Origin of the sequence: Ihubacter sp. rT4E-8, assembly GCF_049852125.1 — a bacterium.
Classification (GTDB): Bacteria; Bacillota; Clostridia; order Peptostreptococcales; family Anaerovoracaceae; genus Senimuribacter.
The window spans coordinates 88315-107133 of the sequence record NZ_CP187532.1 but is presented as its reverse complement, the minus strand read 5'-3'; the positions used below and the strand labels follow the sequence as shown (position 1 = coordinate 107133).

The following is an 18819-nucleotide window of genomic DNA, read 5'->3' as shown; positions in this document are numbered from 1 at the left end:
TTATTACCTCCTTATACGTCTGCATTTTTCCAGGTAAATCAATAAAACATTTATGTCTGCAGGTGAAACGCCGGATATACGGGACGCTTGTCCTACAGATCGCGGTTTTATCTTATTTAACTTCTGCATAGCTTCAATACGCAAACCTTCAATATCGGAGTAATCCATATCCTCACGTAAAGGCTTCTCCTCTAATTTCTTAAATCTTTCTATTTGTGCAAGCTGCTTCGTAATATATCCTGAATACTTAATCTGCACTTCAAGCTGATTTATTTCATGAGAATTTAATTCAGGGCGATCACAATCTATCTGAATTAAATTTTCATAAGTTACTTCCGGACGTTTTAACAGATCAGCTAATGATATTTTATTCTGTAAAGGTGAACTACCTAAAGACTCCAAGAATGTATTGGCATCTTTAGGATATACATATGTATTTTCCAAACGATCCTTTTCATTCTCCACATGTTGTTTCTTTTCTAAGAACTTGTTATATCTATCCTTATCTGCCAATCCAATCCTGTAAGATTTTTCCGTTAATCTCATATCTGCATTATCTTGCCTCAGAACCAGCCTATATTCCGCTCTACTGGTCATAATTCTATAAGGCTCATTAGTACCTTTAGTGACCAGATCGTCGATTAGAACGCCAATATAAGCCTCACTTCTATCTAAGATGAATGGATTTTTACCATTTATTAACAGTGCAGCGTTAATACCTGCCATCAACCCCTGTGCCGCTGCTTCTTCATAACCAGAGCTTCCATTAAATTGTCCAGCACAGAATAAATTTTTTATATATCTATTTTCTAGATTTGGTTTTAAATCTAATGGATCAATACAATCATACTCTATCGCATAAGCTGGTCTTGTTATTACTATGTTTTCTAAACCAGGAATAGTATGATAAAACTGTAATTGTACATCTTCTGGTAAACTAGATGACATACCCTGTATATACATTTCTTCTGTATCTAATCCCTCTGGCTCAACAAATAACTGGTGTCTTTCTTTATCAGAAAAACGATTTACTTTATCCTCTATAGATGGACAATACCTTGGACCTATTCCTTCTATTTGACCTCCAAATAAAGCAGATCTATGAAAGTTGTTTCTAATTACAGTATGTGTATTTTCATTAGTATAAGTTAACCAACAAGAAACCTGATCTTTTTCCACTGCATCATTCATAAATGAAAAGGGAACTATTTTTTCATCTCCTTTTTGCTCTAACATTTTACTGAAATCAAACGTAGAAGATAAAGCCCTGGCCGGTGTTCCAGTTTTAAATCTCCTGAGCTTTATACCGTGTTTCCTTAAGTTATCAGCAAGCGCTACAGACGGAGCTAAACCATTAGGCCCACTGGAAAAACAGCTATCTCCTATAAATATTTTTCCTCTCAAAAAAGTGCCTGTCGCTAATATAACTGCTTTAGCCTTATACCAAGTATGGGTCATTGTCTCTACACCACATACAGTACCATTTTCCACAACCAAATCAACAACTTCAGCCTGCTTCATATCCAGATTTATTTGCTTCTCTATAGTTTTTTTCATTTCAGTATGATACTTATGTTTATCAGCCTGCGCGCGAAGAGAATGAACCGCAGGACCCTTTGCTGTATTCAGCATTCTGCTTTGGATAAAAGTTTTATCAATATTTTTACCCATTTCTCCGCCTAAAGCATCGATTTCTCTTACCAAATGACCTTTTCCCGTTCCTCCTATTGAAGGATTACAAGGCATCATAGCAATTGCTTCTAAATTAATTGAAAACAAAAGTGTTTTATTTCCCATTCTTGCAGCCGCTAAAGCCGCTTCACATCCTGCGTGACCTGCTCCGACTACAATTATATCATATTCGCCCATCAAAATATGTTCCATTTCGCATCCTACTTTCCTAAGCAAAATCTTGAGAAAACTTCATTTATAATATCATCCTGTACAGATTCCCCTATAATTTCTCCCAAATAAGCATAACAACTATTCACATCTATTTCAATAAATTCAAGAGCTTCTTTGCTTTTTGTCATAAATAAACCATCCTCTGCAGATTGTGCAGCTCTCCTGAGTAAATCCTGATGTCTGGCGCTTGTCACCATAACACTTTCATTTTGTGCCACTTCACCGTCATAGACCATAGCCTCTACAGCATCCTCTATCAAAGAGATTCCGTCATGATTTAGCATTGACGTCTTAATGATGCGGACTGAAGGCATCAGCGATCTCAATTCTTCTAGAGATATTTTTTGCTGCAAATCTATTTTATTTATAACGACAATGGTCTTATCTATGTTCAATAAATCTATGATTTCTTTATCTTCTTTTTCCAATTGACGGCTGCCATCTACAATAAAAATAATCAAATCGGCTCTATTAAAAGCTTCTTTAGATCTTTCTATACCTATTTTTTCTATCACATCCTCTGTATCTCGAATACCGGCAGTATCCGTTAAACGAACTGGAATTCCTCTAATACTGATGTATTCTTCAATAGTATCCCTGGTAGTGCCTGGTATTTCTGTCACAATTGCTCTGGCATCGCCTAATAGACTATTCATCAATGATGATTTTCCAACATTGGGCTTTCCTATAATAGAAACAGCTAAACCTTCCTGCAAAATTCTACCTGTGGAAGCAGTAGATAACATAAAATCCAAATCCGATTTTACGTCCCTCAGAGATTTTTCTAACTGTTCATAAGTTAATTCCTCTATATCTTCATCTGGATAATCTATATTTACCGCAACATTTACCAATATATCAACCAGCTTTTTCCTAATATTTTTTATTTTTTCAGAAAAACTGCCATCCAATTGTGACATTGCTATATCAAAGGTTTTATCAGTCTTTGCTTTTATCAAATCAACAACCGCTTCTGCCTGCGTCAGATCTAAGCGACCATTCAGAAAGGCTCTCTTTGTAAATTCTCCCGGCTCAGCCATTCTTGCTCCGGATTTCAAAACTAATTCAAGGATTTGACGAAGTGGAATTATGCCTCCATGACAATTGATTTCCACCACATCTTCCACAGTATAAGTTTTAGGTCCTTTCATAAATACACAAAGAACCTCGTCTATTTTCTTTCCACACGCAGGATCTATAATATGACCATAAGAAAGTTTTCTTTTTTCAAGCTTTCCCTTAGATACTGGAACAAATATACGATCTAAAATGTCCTTTGCTTTTTCCCCACTAATTCTTATAATTCCTATGCCGCCTTCACCAGGAGGTGTGGCAATAGCCGCGATAGTATCTTCCATAATACTCTCCATAAATTTTAAAAAGCCCGCTTTTCAGCGGGCCATAATTTTACTTCAGCTCAATGATAACCCTTCTATACGGATCCTGTCCTTCGCTTCTCGTTGTAACACGAGAGTTATTTTGAAGAGTTGCATGAATCACTTTACGTTCGTATGGATTCATAGGTTCAAGCCTAACGCTTCGTTTTGTTTTTACAACTTTATCAGCAAGCCTATTTGCTAATTTTTCCAGAGTTTTTTCTCTTTTTGCGCGATAATTTTCAGCGTCAACTACTACTCTGGTATATTTTTCATTATCTTTATTTACCACTAAACTCGTCAAATACTGAATTGCATCCAATGTCTGTCCTCTTTTGCCAATTACAGTACCTGAGTCTTTACCAGATATATCAATAAATACATTTTCCGCGTTAGCTTTCGCAGAAATTTCTATTTCCAAACCCATCTGCTCTGTAACTTCTTTCAAAAAAGTAAGTGCAGAATGATCCGGAGCAGGCTGTAAATCCGTGAATTCAGCCTCTAATGAAGACTTTAAAGGTTTTTCTTTTGTATTTTCTTTCTTTTCACCTTTTTTATCATTCTTTTGTATTTTCTTTACTTCTGATTTTTTAGGCTTTTCTTCATACTTTTTAACTGTAGATTCAGCCTTTATTTCCACCTTAACCGGTTCCGGCTTAAGTTCTGGTTTCTTTTTTTCCACTCTGACCAGAGCAAGCTTTGAGCCGATTCCAAAGAAACCTCTAGAAGGTTCTTCTAAAACCGTTACTTCAACTTCGTCTCTCGTCAATTTGAGATCCGCCAGTGCGAGATTGACTGCAGTCTCCACATCGGTTCCCCATTTTTCAGAAACATCCATGTTTGTTTTTCCTCCAATAGCTCTTACTTCTTTTTCTTCTTTGTCGGTTTATTCTTCTCTTTAAGAGCTTTTCTCAGTGCATTAAAACGCAAATTAAAGAAAATCTGAATGAACTGGCTCATGAACCAATAGATAGCAAGACCTGATGGATAAGATCTAGCAAGCCATACGATCATGATTGGGAAGAAATACTTCATTAAATTCATCATCATATTTGAACCAGCCTGTGGCGTTGCACCGGTTTGCTGATTCAGCCAGAATGAGAAGAATGTAGCCACACCTGCCGCAACAGGTAATATCCATAAATCCGGCTGACTTAAATCTTCTATCCAAAGAAAACTTTCATGAATCGCAAAATACATGCTGTCCGATGAAAGATACAACATTGGATTCCGCAATAAACCAAAAAGCGCCATAATGATGAACGTCTGAACGATCATAGGAAGACAACCACCCATTGGATTAAAATTTTCTTCCTTATAAAGTTCAGCTATTTTTGCATTCATTGTTTCTTTATCATTTGCATACTTCCTCTGGATCTCTTGCATCTTCGGCTGAATACTTGACATACCCGCAGTAGAAAGTATCTGTTTCTTATAAAAAGGATACAGAATCAACTTTACTATGATGGTTATGATGATCAGTGAGATGCCATAGTTGCCAACAACACTGTAAAGCTGAGACAACAGCCATCCCAGAGGTTTAGCTAAAATTCCCATTCGATTTCCTCCGTCATTTTAAAGGGTCATAACCGCCAGGATTGCCGGGATGACACTTCAAAATTCGTTTGATTCCTAAGTAACTACCCTTAAACACACCATATTTTTGTAGAGCCTGTATAAAATAGGTGGAGCAGGTAGGGTAAAACCTGCAGGTAGGCGGAAATAACGGCGAAATACAACGTTGATATACCCTTATAAGGAATATCATTATCGTCCTAAAAAATTGACTGATATATTTCATTATTTCTTAATTACCCCGGTTCTTCTAATCGCAGATTCTAAGGATTTCTTAACATCTGCACATTTAACGCCTACAATAGTATTCCTGGCTATAAATATAACATCATAGCCGTTTGGAATCTTCAAATCCGAAAGCCTATAGCTTTCCTTCATCAATCTTCTGGCTCTGTTCCTTCTAACACTATTGCCGACCTTTTTACTGGCCAGAAACGCCATTCTGTTATAGGGAAGATGATTCTTCCTGTAGAATAGAACGACGTACCGATCACCAACTGATTTTCCCCGGTTATAAATTCCCTGAAAATCAGTTTTTCTTCTTAGTACGTTTTTTTTTAGCATTTTAAATTATGCAGATAATTTTTTTCTGCCTTTTGCTCTTCTTCTTTTCAGAACATTTCTTCCATTCTTAGTGCTCATTCTTTTTCTGAAGCCGTGCTCTTTCATCCTCTGTCTTTTCTTTGGCTGATAAGTCTGTTTCATTTTTTTTACCTCCTTCAATGTAAAATCCATGCATCATCTAAATTCCAATGGATGCACATATACCCATCTATTATACTTTTATCATAACAGCTTGTCAACAGTTTTCTCTTATTTTCCCCTTTTCCACATAGATCTGTTTTGCTTGCGGAAAAGATGCTCTTAATTTATCATCGATATCTGTTGTCGTTATAAATAGCTGATTTTCTTTTAATGTTTTAATTAAATACTCCTGTCTGTGAAGATCTAATTCACTCATTACGTCGTCAAGCAACAAAATAGCATCCTCATTTGTTTCTTCTTTTATTAAATTTAATTCAGCTAATTTAAGAGACAACGCACAGGTTCTCTGCTGCCCTTGCGACCCAAAACTGCGCATGTTGACGCCTCCTACGTAAAAAGAAATATCATCCTTATGTGGCCCTCTTGTAGTTGTTCTCTGACGGCAATCATTTTTAAAAGCTTTTTTTATTTCATCATAAAAAAATCCTTCCAGATCTGATTCATTTTCTGTTAAAGATATGTTAGGATTATACTCCAAAAATAAAGATTCTCTTCCTCCTGTAATGCTATTATGAATAGCTCCGGAAAAATCACTTATCTTTTTTATAAATTGATCTCTGAGCCGAATGATTCTTCCTCCATACTTTGCTAACTGCACATCCCACAAATCCAGCATCCCAGGATCTATTTTATCTTCTTTTAAATAAAAATTTCTTTGTAAAAGAATCTTTTTATAATTAGATAAGCTATCATAATACAAAGGTTGAATCTGACATAATTCACGATCTATAAACCGTCGCCTTTTCTCAGGTTCATCCTTAACAATTTTCATATCTTCAGGAGAAAATATGACAATTAAAATATTTTCTAACAGCTGCGACGACTTCTTAAGATGAACGCCGTCTTTTTTTATAGATTTCTTAGAATCCTTTTTAATTATCACATTTACACAGGTTTCTGCAATTTCCTTTTCAGCCTCTACGTAAATTTTAGCCATATTTGCATCAAACTTTATTAATTCACTGTCCTTATTTGTTCTAAAAGACCGCCCGATAGATGTAATATAGATGGCCTCTAACAAATTAGTCTTCCCCTGCGCGTTATCACCTAAAATCAAATTCACATTTTCATGAAAATCTAGTTGTAAATTTTCATAGTTTCTAAAATCAGTTAATTCAATATGCTTTATATACATATCAATTTCCCGTAATTCTTACCGGAAGAATCAGATATTCAAAAGAATCTCCTTCCAGCGGTTCTACTAGACATGGTTTAATGCTGGCTGTAAAATACATCAATATTTCTTCGTCATCTATTGCTTTTAACATATCCAATACGTATTTTGCATTAAAACCTATTTCTAAATCTTCCCCATCCTTTGTGATAAGAATTTCTTCTTTTACATTACCTTCTTCAGATTTTGAAGTAATCGTCATAATATTATCTCTAATAGAAAATTTTATAAGATTATTTTTTCCTTCTTTAGAGAGAAGAGAAGCTCTCTCAATACTTTCAATTAAGTCTCCTTTTGAAACTTTGACTTTAATATTGCTGTCCTTTGGTAATACGTCTCTGTATTTTATAAATTCTCCATCCAGCAGTCGAAGAACTACTTTAACATTTCCTACAATGAAAATAGCGCTCTTATTGTAAAGATAAAGCTTAACTTCATCATCTTCTTCGGAGGCGTCGTTGAGTATTTTGCTTATTTCATTCATGATTTTAGCTGAAATAACGACATCCTTTTCTTCTAGATTTACCATTGCTTTTCTGGATATAGCTAATCTGTAGCCGTCTATAGCAGCCAGATTAACACTATTATTACGCAGTTCTATAAGAATACCTGTAAGAACGCCCTTTGATTCGTCAACACTGGCGGCAAAGGAAGTTTTACGGATCATATCTTTTAATATAGATTTCGAGAATATGATACCTTTTTGTTCACTCTGCACTGTTTCTACAGATGGAAATTCGTCAGCTGGTAATCCTATGATGCTAAATTGTGAATTTAAACATTTTATAATAACATTGTTGTTTTCTGTTTCTATAGTTACTTCTGCATTTGGCAGTTTTCTTATAATATCACTGAAAAGCTTTGCTTGTACTACGATTGTTCCTTTTTCAACATCATTTACATGGATAGTTTCTTCAATTGTAATTTCATGATCTGATGCGATCATTTTTAATGTTCCTTCTTGATTGACTTCCATAAGAATGCCTTTTAAGATAGGAATTGTTGAACGATTGGTTACAGCTTTTGATACAATGTTTAAAGCTTTTGTTAATGTAATTTGATCACATTTAAATTTCATTTTAACCTCCGAAAATGCCATCTTTTTCTTTTATTTTTGGTAGTAGTATTAGTAGTAGGGGCTGTTCATAATGTGGATAACTTTTTAAGTAATTGGAAACAGCCTGTTTTTTATTATTTAAACTCTGTGGATAACCTGCTGCTTTTTTGCAGATTTATTCAGAGATTTCCTTCTTAAGTGTATCTATGATTTCCTTTAATTGTTCATCGATTTTTAGTCCGGCTTGAATCTTGTCACAAGCATGCATGACAGTAGTATAATGTCTTCCTCCAAACAGATTCCCTATTTTAGGCAAAGAGTAATCTGTCATTTCTCTACACAGATACATTGCTATTTGCCGGGGATAAGCAATATTATTTGTACGTTTAGAGCTTTCCATAGCAGTAACATCAATATGAAAGTAGCGGCTAACAATCGTTTTTATTTTTTCTGGAGTTGGACTGTTACTGTTGTTTTGTATAATATCTTTCAATATTCGTTTTGCAAAGACTTTGTCTATCTTTTCATTCATTAAAGAAGAAAATCCAGTTATTCGATCAAAAGCGCCTTCTAATTCACGAATGTTATTTTTAATGCTTTCTGCAATTAAACAAATTACTTCATACATATCGTCATTCATTTCGATATTAGCATTTTCTGCTTTCTTCATCAGTATTGCTACACGGGTTTCGTAATCAGCAGGTTGAAGATCTGCAATTAAATTCCACATGAATCGAGAGCGAAGACGTTCTTCTAATTTAACCAGTTTGTTAGGAGCTCTGTCACTGGAAATGACGATTTGCTTATTTAGATCATATAAAGTATTGAAGGTATGGAAAAATTCTTCTTGCATAGTATCTTTACCTTCAAGGAATTGGATATCGTCAATAAGAAGTACATCTACCTTTCTATATTTGTTCTTAAATTCTCTAACTTTATTCTCGCCTAGAGCCTTGATGAATTCGTTCGTAAACATTTCTGAGGAAACATATAGAACATTGAGATTTTCATTATGTTCCAGAAGGTATATACCGATAGCATTCATCAGATGTGTTTTTCCCAGTCCAGATCCTCCGTATATAAAAAGAGGATTATAGGCTACAGAGGGAGATTCAGCAACAGCTAAAGCAGCGGCTTGCGCGTATTTATTGCTGTTTCCTACGACAAAATTATCAAAAGTATATTTAGGATTGAAAATTTTCTGTTTGCGTAATTTTGGATCCATAATAACAGGTTGTCTTGTTACAGGACCTGAATCTTCTTTTTGCTGAGCATAATCAGAATTATGCTTAATCACAACCCTATAGTTCTCGCCAGTGGCAGTGTGAAAGGATTTTTCTATCATTTCTATGTAACGATCCTTCAGAACTTTGATGACGAAATCCTCGTCAGACTCCAAATAAGCTATTTTAAGATTTTTATCTATAGAATTGAGTTTGGTATTTTCAAACCAAGTGCTATAACTGACTGGAGTCACGTCTTTTTCTATAATTTCTAAAACTTGTTTCCAAATATTTTTCATAACGCTCCTTCAAATTATCCTTTATATATTCCATTGTACAAAATAAGTTATCCATATACAAGTGTTAATTTTAAAGCTTTGAAAAATAAAAAGAATGAAAAGTTTTCCATAGGATGTGGATAATTTTGTGCATATCTTCCTTACAATACTGAATTAACTTTTTTATATTATTACAGGGTATATATCGACAGTTTTTGATAGGTTTATTCATACGTATTTTTCGATTTTAAGGATTTTTTAGCGGTAATGAGATAAAAAACTTAAAATAAGGCTATTCTGTTGCCAAAAGGCTGTTTTTGATGTATAATTAAAAAGTATGCAAACAGGAAATTTTATACAGAAGGTGGATATAGTATGAGTGCAGAAGAAAAAAATAAAAATCAGTATGATGCCGCCCAAATACAAGTGTTAGAAGGATTGGAGGCAGTTCGTAAGCGTCCAGGTATGTATATAGGAAGTACCGGACCGCGGGGACTTCATCATCTGGTTTACGAAATAGTAGATAACAGTGTGGACGAAGCTTTAGCGGGCTATTGTAAAAAGATAGACGTTACAATTCAGAAGGATAATTCTATTATGGTCGAGGATGATGGCAGAGGTATGCCAGTGGACAAGCATCCTAAGTTAGGTATTCCTGCAGTAGAAGTTATTCATACAGTTCTTCATGCCGGAGGAAAATTCGGCGGCGGCGGATATAAGGTATCCGGTGGTCTGCATGGTGTCGGTGCATCTGTAGTAAATGCTCTTTCTACGAAAATGGAAGTAGAAGTTAAGAGAAACGGAAATATATACAGGCAGGACTATGAAAAAGGAAAGACTGTAACGCCGTTAACAATTGTCGGTGAGGCAAAAAAAACAGGTTCGAAAACAATTTTCTGGCCAGATCCTGAAATCTTTACAGAGACTACAGAATATGATTACGATACTTTACAGCATCGTTTAAGAGAAATGGCATTCCTGAATAAAGGCATAAAAATTACATTGTCTGACGAAAGGGAAGGAAAAAAGAAAAAAGAAGTATTTCATTATGAAGGCGGTCTACGTGAATTTGTTAAACATTTAAACAGCAATAAAGATGTTCTTCATAACGAAGTTATATACTTTGAGGTATCAAAAAAGGATATGGAAGTAGAAGTTGCCATGCAGTATACTGACAGGTATAACGAAATGGTACTTTCTTATGCCAATAATATCAATACAACGGAGGGCGGTACGCATATGGCAGGTTTCCGATCCGCTCTGACACGTGTATTCAATGATTATGCAAGAAAAAATAAAATTCTAAAGGATAACGATGATTCTCTTGCCGGTGAAGATGTGAGAGAAGGTATTACAGCAATTGTTTCTGTTAAATTGACGACGCCGCAATTTGAAGGACAGACGAAAACAAAACTTGGAAATACAGAGATGAGAGGTTTTGTAGAAACATCCACCAGTGAAAATTTGATGGCGTTTTTAGAAGAAAATCCAACACAGGCAAAGGCTATTTTAGAAAAATGTCTTAGAGCTTCCAGAGCAAGAGAAGCAGCAAGAAAGGCCAGAGAACTGACTCGAAGGAAAAGTGTACTGGATAGTATAGCTTTACCAGGGAAATTAGCTGATTGCTCTGAAAAAGATCCAGCTAAGTCGGAAATTTTTCTGGTAGAGGGAGATTCTGCGGGAGGCAGCGCCAAGCAAGGCCGTGATCGTTTGAGACAAGCTGTACTCCCTTTGCGCGGTAAAATTTTGAATGTTGAAAAGGCAAGACTTGACAGGATACTCAATTCTGATGAAATAAAGAATATGATTACAGCTTTCGGATGCGGCATTGGCAATGAGTTTGACGTGTCAAAACTGCGGTATCATAAAATCATCATCATGACCGATGCCGATGTAGACGGCGCGCATATCAGAACGCTTCTTCTGACTTTCTTTTTCCGGTACATGACGCCTCTTATTGAAGGAGGTTATGTTTATGCTGCAAAACCGCCTCTGTTCTTAACAAAGCGTAATAAAGAAGTTTATTATACTTATAGTGAGAATGAACAGGAAAAGCTTTTGGCGAAATTAAGCAGCGACGGTAAGTCGGGAAAGATTGATATTCAGAGATACAAGGGACTTGGAGAAATGGATTTCCATCAATTGTGGGAAACTACCATGGATTACAATAATAGAACGTTAATACAGATTACTATAGATGATGCAACTGCTGCAGATGAAATTTTTACGATTCTCATGGGTGACAAAGTTCCTCCACGGAAAAAATTCATTGAAGATAATGCACAGCTTGCAGAGCTTGATATTTAAGAAGGGAGGTCAAAATTTTGAGCACATTGTTAGAAGATACAAGATTAGAACAGCATGAAATATCAAAGGAAATGAAAAAATCCTACATTGACTATTCTATGAGTGTTATTGTTGGCCGTGCCCTTCCTGACGTCAGGGACGGTATGAAACCAGTACACAGAAGAATTTTGTATGGAATGAATCAACTGGGAGTAACGCCAGATAAGCCACATAAAAAATCAGCCCGTATTGTTGGTGAGGTTATGGGTAAATATCACCCTCATGGTGACAGTTCCATTTATGATGCTATGGTAAGATTAGCACAGGACTTTTCTACCAGATATATGTTAGTAGACGGACATGGTAACTTCGGTTCTGTTGACGGAGACGGCGCTGCTGCAATGCGTTATACAGAAGCCAGAATGACACCGTTTTCGCTCCAGATGATTCGGGATATAGATAAGGAAACTGTAGACTTTACACCTAACTTTGATGGCGAGGAAAAAGAACCTGTAGTTTTGCCAAGCCGTTATCCAAATTTACTCGTTAACGGTTCTAATGGTATCGCTGTCGGCATGGCCACATCAATTCCGCCTCATAATCTGGGCGAAGTTATCGATGCTACGGTAAAGCTGATCGATGATGAAAACGCGACGGTAGAAGATCTTATTAAAATTGTTAAGGGACCAGATTTTCCTACCGGCGCGCAGATTTTAGGAAAGAGCGGCGTAAGAGAAGCCTATAGAACGGGTATCGGAAAAGTAAAGGTAAGATCTATCTGTGAAATAGAGGAAACCAATAGAGGAAGATCTCAGATTATCGTAACAGAGATTCCATTTCAGGTTAATAAAGCGCGGCTTATCGAAAAGATGGCCGAGCTAGTTAAGGAAAAGAAAATTGAAGGAATTTCTGAGATTAGAGATGAGTCTAATAGAAATGGTATGCGTATTGTCATTGAGCTAAAAAGAGATGCCAATCCACAGATTACACTGAACAGACTATATAAGCATACACAGCTGCAGGATAGCTACAGCATGATTATGATTGCTCTGGTCGATAAGCAGCCGAAGGTACTCAATCTCTATGAAATATTAGATGAATATTTGAAGTTCCAAAAAGAAGTAGTAACCAGAAGAACTCAATTTGATCTGAGAAAAGCAGAAGCAAGAGCACATATTTTGGAAGGTCTGCGTATCGCTTTAGATAATATTGATGAAATTATTAAGATTATCAGAAGCGCTTATAATGACGCTAAAGAAAAACTAATGGAAAGATTTGGCCTCTCCGAGATTCAGGCTCAGGCTATTTTAGACATGCGTCTTGCAAGACTGCAGGGTTTGGAAAGAGAAAAAATTGACAAAGAATATGCTGAATTGATGGAAAAGATCGCTTACTACAATTCACTTCTCGCGGACGAAAAGCTTTTGATGGGAGTTATTAAAGATGAATTGTTAGAAATTAAAGCAAAATATGGCGATAAGAGAAGAACGAAGATGGTCGCTGACGTAGATGAATTTGATGATGAAGATCTCGTAGAGGAAGAAAAAGTTGCAGTTACTTTGACACATCTCGGATACATCAAAAGAGTTCCGGCAGATACTTATAAAGCGCAGAGACGCGGCGGTAAAGGCATTACAGGAATTACGACCAGAGAGAACGACTTTGTTAAAGATCTGATTATGACTTCTACGCATGATTATTTGATGTTCTTTACAAATACAGGAAAAGCGCATAAGATCAAAGCCTTTGAAATTCCTGAGGCAACCAGAACAGCTAAGGGCACGCCGGCTGTAAATTTCCTGAATTTAATGCAGCGTGAGAGAATTACTGCTGTTATACCGGTGCAGGAGTTCTCAGATGAGAAATATCTCATAGCTGTTACAAAGTATGGTACGATCAAAAAGACACCGCTATCTCAGTTTGATACGCAGAGAAAGACTGGCCTCATCGCTATCAATTTGAAGGACGATGATCAGTTGATTGGTATTAAAGAAACCAGCGGGACAAACAATATTATCATCGTAACAAAACACGGAAAGTGTATCTGCTTCAGTGAAGATGAGGTTAGAAGCATGGGCAGAATTGCCGGTGGCGTAAGGGCTATTAAGCTGGAAAAGGATGATGAGGTTGTCGCTATGGAATTAGTAGAACCAGGTCAGGAACTGCTGGTAGTAACTGAAAACGGTTATGGTAAAAGAACGCCGGTAAAAGAATATAAGCTTCAGGTACGCGGAGGCAAAGGACTTTTGACCTATGATAAGGGTAAGTTCAAAAAAACCGGAGCGTTAATCGGAGCTATGGTGGTGGATGAAGAAGATGAAGTACTGATGATCAATTCAGAGGGCATCATTATTCGAATCCGGGCCGGCGAGGTTTCTAAATTAGGCAGGGCAACACAGGGCGTAAAAATCATGAAGGTAGAAGAAGATACTAAGATTGTCGCCATGGCTAAGGTTATTAAAGAAGACGAAGATGAAGCTTCTGACAGTGAAAAGAAACCGCCGCAGAAAAAAGCGGAAAGTGATGAACAGTTAACTCTTTAAAAAAGTTTTCAAATGTTATATACTAAACCTGTACGGAATTTCCGTGCAGGTTTGTTTTTGATGAAAGGAATGAAAATATATGGATAATTTACAGTTTATTATACCGGGAAAGCCTGAATATTTAACAATGATAAGGCTTGCTATCGGATCAATTGCTACCACAGCCGGATTTGATCTGGATGCCTGCGAGGATATAAAGACAGCTGTTTCTGAGGCGTGTAAAAATGTATCCTGTCATGGATTTGATGGGTTTTCTGATAAATACGAGTTGCAGTGCAATGTGGAAAAAGGAAGAATAGAGATTATCATTAAAGATGATTGTGACGAGCATACTCTGCAGAAATTGGCGAAACCTTGTCAGAACTGCCCGAAGGAAGGAGAATTAGGAATCTTTGTCATCCAGTCTCTGATGAATGAAGTTACTTTTGGAAAAGAAGAAGACGGACATAAGTCCATAAGAATGGTGAAATTTTTATGACAGATCAGGATTTGTTTTTCAGATATAAAAAAGATCCCAGCATACAATTACGCAATGAAATTGTAGAGAAACATTTATATATGGTTGACATTCTTATCCGAAAATATCTGGGTAAAGGGGTCGAATACGACGATCTTTATCAGGTAGGCGCTTTAGCGCTGGTTTCTGCCGTAGAACGGTTTGATCCGAATAAAGGGTTTGAGTTCAGCTCTTTTGCTACGCCTACTATATTAGGAGAAATTAAGAAATATTTCCGCGATAAACAGTGGAGTCTGAAAGTGCCCCGCCGTCTGAAGGAAATTGCTGCGAAGGTGCAGGAAACGAAGGATCAGCTGTATACAGAGCGCCATAGAAAACCTACAGTAGAGGAAATTGCCGCCGTCACTGGTTTTACCCAGGAACAGATTGTAGAAGCGATGGAAAGCGCACAGGCTTATGGTACCTATTCTCTGGATAAAACCTTTGATGATATTGGAGAAGACGGAGAGAATCTTTTTCTGGAAAGGTATACTGGATTTGATGAAAAAGGGTATGAACGGATTGAGACGTTAGAGATCATTCAAAAAGTAATGGAGGGATTCAACGATCAATTCCGTTATATATTTAAAGAAAGATTTCTCTACAATCGTTCTCAGGCGGAAATTGCGAAAACTCTGGGCGTATCACAGATGACGATTTCTCGCGCAGAAAAGAATATTATAAGTCAGTTCAGAGCTGAACTAAATAAATAATCGGAGGGATGTCGTTCTGGCAAATTATTGCTATGGTCTTACGGCAATTCTACAGTAAAGCGGCTGCCCTTGCCGAAGGAGCTTTGTACGGAGACAATCCCTCCATGTGCCTGCGCAATCCATCTGACCATAGAAAGTCCCAGACCAAAGCTGTCATCTTCACCTGCTCTGGATTTGTCAACCTTGTAAAATCTGTGGAAGATATTTTCTAGTTCTTCTTCTTTGATGCCGATGCCGTTATCTTCCACATCAATGATGATTCTGTTATTTTTCTCTTTTAAACGAAGGGAAACCCAGCAGTCTTCTTCGTCCGTATTTGAATTTTTGCTGTATTTAATTCCATTAGTCAACAGGTTCAGAATCATGCGCATAATGAGAGTTTCATCACCTGTCAGATTGACGTCAGCTTGTATATCTGTTTTCATAGTGATTCCCTTTTCTGCAGCTAAAACCGATATTTCCTCGGCAATACTCTCACATAAAATCGATAGATTAAAGGCTTCCTTTTCAACGGATCTATCTTTGTCGATGGTTCTGGTCAACTGTAGCAATTGCTGAATCAAAGATATTGTCCTTCGGCATTGGCTTTGGATTGTCATCAGAGATTCCTGATACTCTTCTGGCCGGCGTATTTTTTGCAAAGTATATTCACATTCGGCCATGATGACTGCAACGGGTGTTTTTAATTCATGAGAAACGTCAGAAGAAAATTGTTTTTCTGCCTGAAAGGCTTCTTCTAATCTGCCGATCATCAGATTCAGTGTCTCTGTTAAATCGTAAAGCTCGTCCTTGCTTTCTCCTTGCGGAAGCCGTTTTGAGAGATCTCGGCCACTGTTGATAGAATTGGCTGTTTCTGTAATTTTGGAGACAGGAGTGAATGCTTGCCGTGTGATATGGCGACCTGCGAGGATGGCCAGAAGAAGGATAGCTGGCAGAGCGATGAGCATGATCCAAATCACAGCATGAAAGGTTTGCATGGCATTATCCATAGCATAGATTCCTCGAACCCATATCCCCTCTCCATTTTCATAGGTGTTGTAAAGATCATAGACCAGCCATACGTCATCTTCCCCTGTAATTTCTTCGTAGTTTCCTGCTTCCAGGGGAGTTTGAGCAGGAAAATTTTTCGGAATAGTTCCTTTAATTACTTTACCAGATTCGCTGTAAACAAGCAGTGTTACACCTTTGCGGTAGGCATCAAAATCGCTGTCGATCTCAATAAAGCCGTCTCCTGCCTCAATATCGTCAAAGGTGTTCTGTACTGCCTTCATTACTGTGTCCCGAGACACGACGTTCATCTGTCTGACGGCAGTAAAATAAAAGGCCGTAAATAGGATCAGAGTAATGAGAATCAGCACTGCGGCATAATAGAGTGTTACACGAGTTTTAATAGAAGTGTTTTTCATCTTCATAAGTTATAGTACCTCATCTTTGATTACGTAGCCGATGCCGCGAACTGTCTGGATTACCTTTTGATCGTAATCTGCATCAATTTTTTTTCGCAAAGTACGAATGTACACGTCGATAATATTGCTGCTTCCCTCATAGTCATAGTTCCATATATGATGCATAATTTTATCTCGGGAAAGGACGATGCCTTTATTGTGGAGTAAATATTCGAGAATAGCATATTCTTTTGCTGTCAGCGGAATTTCATTGCCGTCTCGTATAGCAGTTTTCTTATTTGTGTCTAAGAGCAAAGGGCCTGCGGACAATGTATTATCGACACGCTCTATACCGCCGCGTCGGATCATAACTCGTATGCGAGCAGAAAGTTCCTCCAGGCTGAAAGGTTTTGTCAAATAATCATCAGCGCCGCTGTCCAGGCCGTTTACTCTATCCTCAACAGAAGTTTTTGCCGTGAGAAGGAGTACAGGTGTTTTTTGTTTTCTGCTTCGAATGGTCTTAAGAACCGTGATGCCGTCTATACCAGGCAGCATGATGTCCAAAATGATCGCATCGTATTCTGTACCGTCGATATATGCGAGAGCGTCCTCTCCATTTCCGCATGCGTCTACTGTATAGCCTTCATCTTTCAGATGCTTTGCTACAGTCTGACAGATGCTTTTTTTATCTTCTACAATAAGCAGTTTCATAATCATCTCCCCTTTTTCTTTTGGTTTAATTTAATAATATCTCAAAAAAATGAAATTTCAATGAGTTTTTCATTTTATTTTCATTTTTTACATCTATTCTTTAGACATAAACTACAAATAATAAATTAACGGCTGTATCTGGCTGTGCAAAAAAATAGGAGGATGAGGAATGGATAGGATATTTACAAAGAGAAATGGCATCATTGCTGCTGTAATAGCAGTCATCGTTGTCGGAGCTGTCGTAGTATCTACTACTTTTTCGCAAGCGTTGACTTTGGATGAAGCAAAAGAAATCGCGAAAAAGTATGTTCCTGCTTCAGCAAAGTTCATTACCAGTGAGGAAGAAGAAAATAAATATGAGGTAATGTTCCACGACGACGCAGAGGCAGAAGGCTTCGAAGTAGAGGTTCACAAGGATACGCGAAAAGTAAAAAAGGTTGAATCTCAGAAAGATAATGATAGAGGAGGTAAAACTGTCAAGCTTACAGAGAAGGAAGTCAAAGAGATCATTAAGAAAAAGTTTTCCGGCGTGACAAGTGTTTCCGTATCATTAAAGAAAGACAATGGACTGTATGAGTATGAAGCGGATTTTAAGTCCAACGAATTTTATGGCGATGCTGAGGTACATCCGGAAACCGGCGTAATTCTGGAGAGTACAGTGAAATATGGAACGGCAGTGACTATTCCGACAGATGATAAGAATCAGCCTGGAGATACGAGTAAGTTTCTGTCTTATGATGAAGTTGAAAAGTTAGTCATCAAAGCTGCTGGAGGAGGTTTCGTAAAGGATATCGATCTGGAAAAGGAGCATGGCAAGTATATCTACGAGGTTGAATTGATCAAGGATCATATCGAATACGATTATATCGTTGATCCAGAAACCGGTAAGGTAACCTTGGAAAATGAGCATGACAGTTATTTTGATTATGATGACGATCATGACGATGGCGAAATCGTAAAACCGGGTACTACCGGCGGTAATGGCAGCAATTCTGGAAATACCGGGAATTCTAGTAATTCAGGAAGCAGTTCCAACAGAATTTCCTATGAAAAGGCAAAGTCTATCGTTTTAGCAAAGATTCCTGGCGCGACAATTACGAAGTTAAAGCTGGAAAAGGATGACGGTATTTACATCTATGAAGGTGAAGCAATCCTGAACGGTTATGAATATGAGTTTGAGATCAATGCGTCATCTGGCGTTATCATTGATTGGGATAAAGAGCGTATCGATGATGACGATGATGATGATTGGGACGACGACTGGGATGACGATGACGACGATGATGATTGGGATGATTAAAATCAAGATTATGGTATAATACAAATAAAGTG

Annotated in this window: 17 protein-coding genes; 5 read left to right on the top strand and 12 right to left on the bottom strand. The window is 37.3% G+C overall.

Translation table 11 applies throughout. The annotated features are described in order from the left end of the window. Positions 1-3: 3 nt before the first annotated feature. From mnmG to dnaA, 10 genes are all read right to left on the bottom strand, one after another. Complete coding sequence (mnmG, locus tag ACPW7J_RS00470) at positions 4-1884, bottom strand: tRNA uridine-5-carboxymethylaminomethyl(34) synthesis enzyme MnmG (protein ID WP_425755827.1); 1881 nt, start codon at positions 1882-1884, stop codon at positions 4-6. Between the two features lie 8 nt (positions 1885-1892). Continuing rightward, positions 1893-3263: a tRNA uridine-5-carboxymethylaminomethyl(34) synthesis GTPase MnmE gene (gene mnmE / locus ACPW7J_RS00465; protein ID WP_425755825.1), complete on the bottom strand. Its 1371-nt coding sequence runs from the start codon at positions 3261-3263 to the stop codon at positions 1893-1895. 49 nt (positions 3264-3312) lie between these two features. Further along, a complete protein-coding gene (gene jag, locus ACPW7J_RS00460; RefSeq protein WP_161874026.1) occupies positions 3313-4119 on the bottom strand; it encodes an RNA-binding cell elongation regulator Jag/EloR in 807 nt (268 codons plus the stop codon). 23 nt (positions 4120-4142) lie between these two features. After that, positions 4143-4838: a YidC/Oxa1 family membrane protein insertase gene (locus ACPW7J_RS00455; protein WP_425755822.1), complete on the bottom strand. Its 696-nt coding sequence runs from the start codon at positions 4836-4838 to the stop codon at positions 4143-4145. 13 nt (positions 4839-4851) lie between these two features. Continuing rightward, the gene (gene yidD / locus ACPW7J_RS00450; protein ID WP_161874028.1) at positions 4852-5082 is read right to left on the bottom strand and encodes a membrane protein insertion efficiency factor YidD; all 231 of its coding nucleotides are present in this window, start codon (positions 5080-5082) and stop codon (positions 4852-4854) included. Next, entirely contained in the window at positions 5082-5420 is a 339-nt protein-coding gene (rnpA, locus tag ACPW7J_RS00445) for a ribonuclease P protein component (RefSeq protein WP_161874029.1), read from the bottom strand. The genes yidD and rnpA overlap by 1 nt, the downstream gene beginning before the upstream one ends. A gap of 6 nt (positions 5421-5426) precedes the next feature. Then, the gene (gene rpmH / locus ACPW7J_RS00440; protein WP_161874030.1) at positions 5427-5561 is read right to left on the bottom strand and encodes a 50S ribosomal protein L34; all 135 of its coding nucleotides are present in this window, start codon (positions 5559-5561) and stop codon (positions 5427-5429) included. Positions 5562-5655: 94 nt separating this feature from the next. After that, entirely contained in the window at positions 5656-6756 is a 1101-nt protein-coding gene (gene recF, locus ACPW7J_RS00435; protein WP_161874031.1) for a DNA replication/repair protein RecF, read from the bottom strand. Position 6757: 1 nt separating this feature from the next. Further along, positions 6758-7873 (bottom strand): DNA polymerase III subunit beta, encoded by a 1116-nt coding sequence (dnaN, locus tag ACPW7J_RS00430; protein WP_425755819.1) that lies wholly within the window; start codon positions 7871-7873, stop codon positions 6758-6760. A gap of 154 nt (positions 7874-8027) precedes the next feature. Beyond that, entirely contained in the window at positions 8028-9374 is a 1347-nt protein-coding gene (dnaA, locus tag ACPW7J_RS00425) for a chromosomal replication initiator protein DnaA (RefSeq protein ID WP_425755817.1), read from the bottom strand. 354 nt (positions 9375-9728) lie between these two features. Here dnaA and gyrB point away from each other — a divergent pair, with 354 nt between their 5' ends. From gyrB to ACPW7J_RS00405, 4 genes are all read left to right on the top strand, one after another. Then, positions 9729-11660 (top strand): DNA topoisomerase (ATP-hydrolyzing) subunit B, encoded by a 1932-nt coding sequence (gene gyrB, locus ACPW7J_RS00420; RefSeq protein ID WP_424960132.1) that lies wholly within the window; start codon positions 9729-9731, stop codon positions 11658-11660. Between the two features lie 71 nt (positions 11661-11731). Continuing rightward, positions 11732-14182, top strand: coding sequence for a DNA gyrase subunit A (gene gyrA, locus ACPW7J_RS00415; RefSeq protein WP_425757535.1), 2451 nt, complete (start codon positions 11732-11734; stop codon positions 14180-14182). Positions 14183-14261: 79 nt separating this feature from the next. Further along, positions 14262-14660 (top strand): ATP-binding protein, encoded by a 399-nt coding sequence (locus ACPW7J_RS00410; protein WP_425755814.1) that lies wholly within the window; start codon positions 14262-14264, stop codon positions 14658-14660. After that, positions 14657-15391: a sigma-70 family RNA polymerase sigma factor gene (locus tag ACPW7J_RS00405; protein ID WP_161874037.1), complete on the top strand. Its 735-nt coding sequence runs from the start codon at positions 14657-14659 to the stop codon at positions 15389-15391. The genes ACPW7J_RS00410 and ACPW7J_RS00405 overlap by 4 nt, the downstream gene beginning before the upstream one ends. 38 nt (positions 15392-15429) lie before the next feature. Here the strand turns inward: ACPW7J_RS00405 and ACPW7J_RS00400 are convergent, their stop codons facing one another. Together ACPW7J_RS00400 and ACPW7J_RS00395 are read right to left on the bottom strand one after the other, a co-directional pair. Continuing rightward, the gene (locus ACPW7J_RS00400) at positions 15430-16803 is read right to left on the bottom strand and encodes a HAMP domain-containing sensor histidine kinase (RefSeq protein WP_425755812.1); all 1374 of its coding nucleotides are present in this window, start codon (positions 16801-16803) and stop codon (positions 15430-15432) included. A 3-nt stretch (positions 16804-16806) separates the two neighbouring features. Then, positions 16807-17487, bottom strand: coding sequence for a response regulator transcription factor (locus ACPW7J_RS00395; protein ID WP_425755810.1), 681 nt, complete (start codon positions 17485-17487; stop codon positions 16807-16809). A 169-nt stretch (positions 17488-17656) separates the two neighbouring features. Between ACPW7J_RS00395 and ACPW7J_RS00390 the strand changes: the two genes are divergently transcribed. Then, positions 17657-18787, top strand: a complete 1131-nt coding sequence (locus tag ACPW7J_RS00390; protein WP_425755808.1) for a PepSY domain-containing protein — start codon at positions 17657-17659, stop codon at positions 18785-18787. Positions 18788-18819 lie beyond the last annotated feature (32 nt).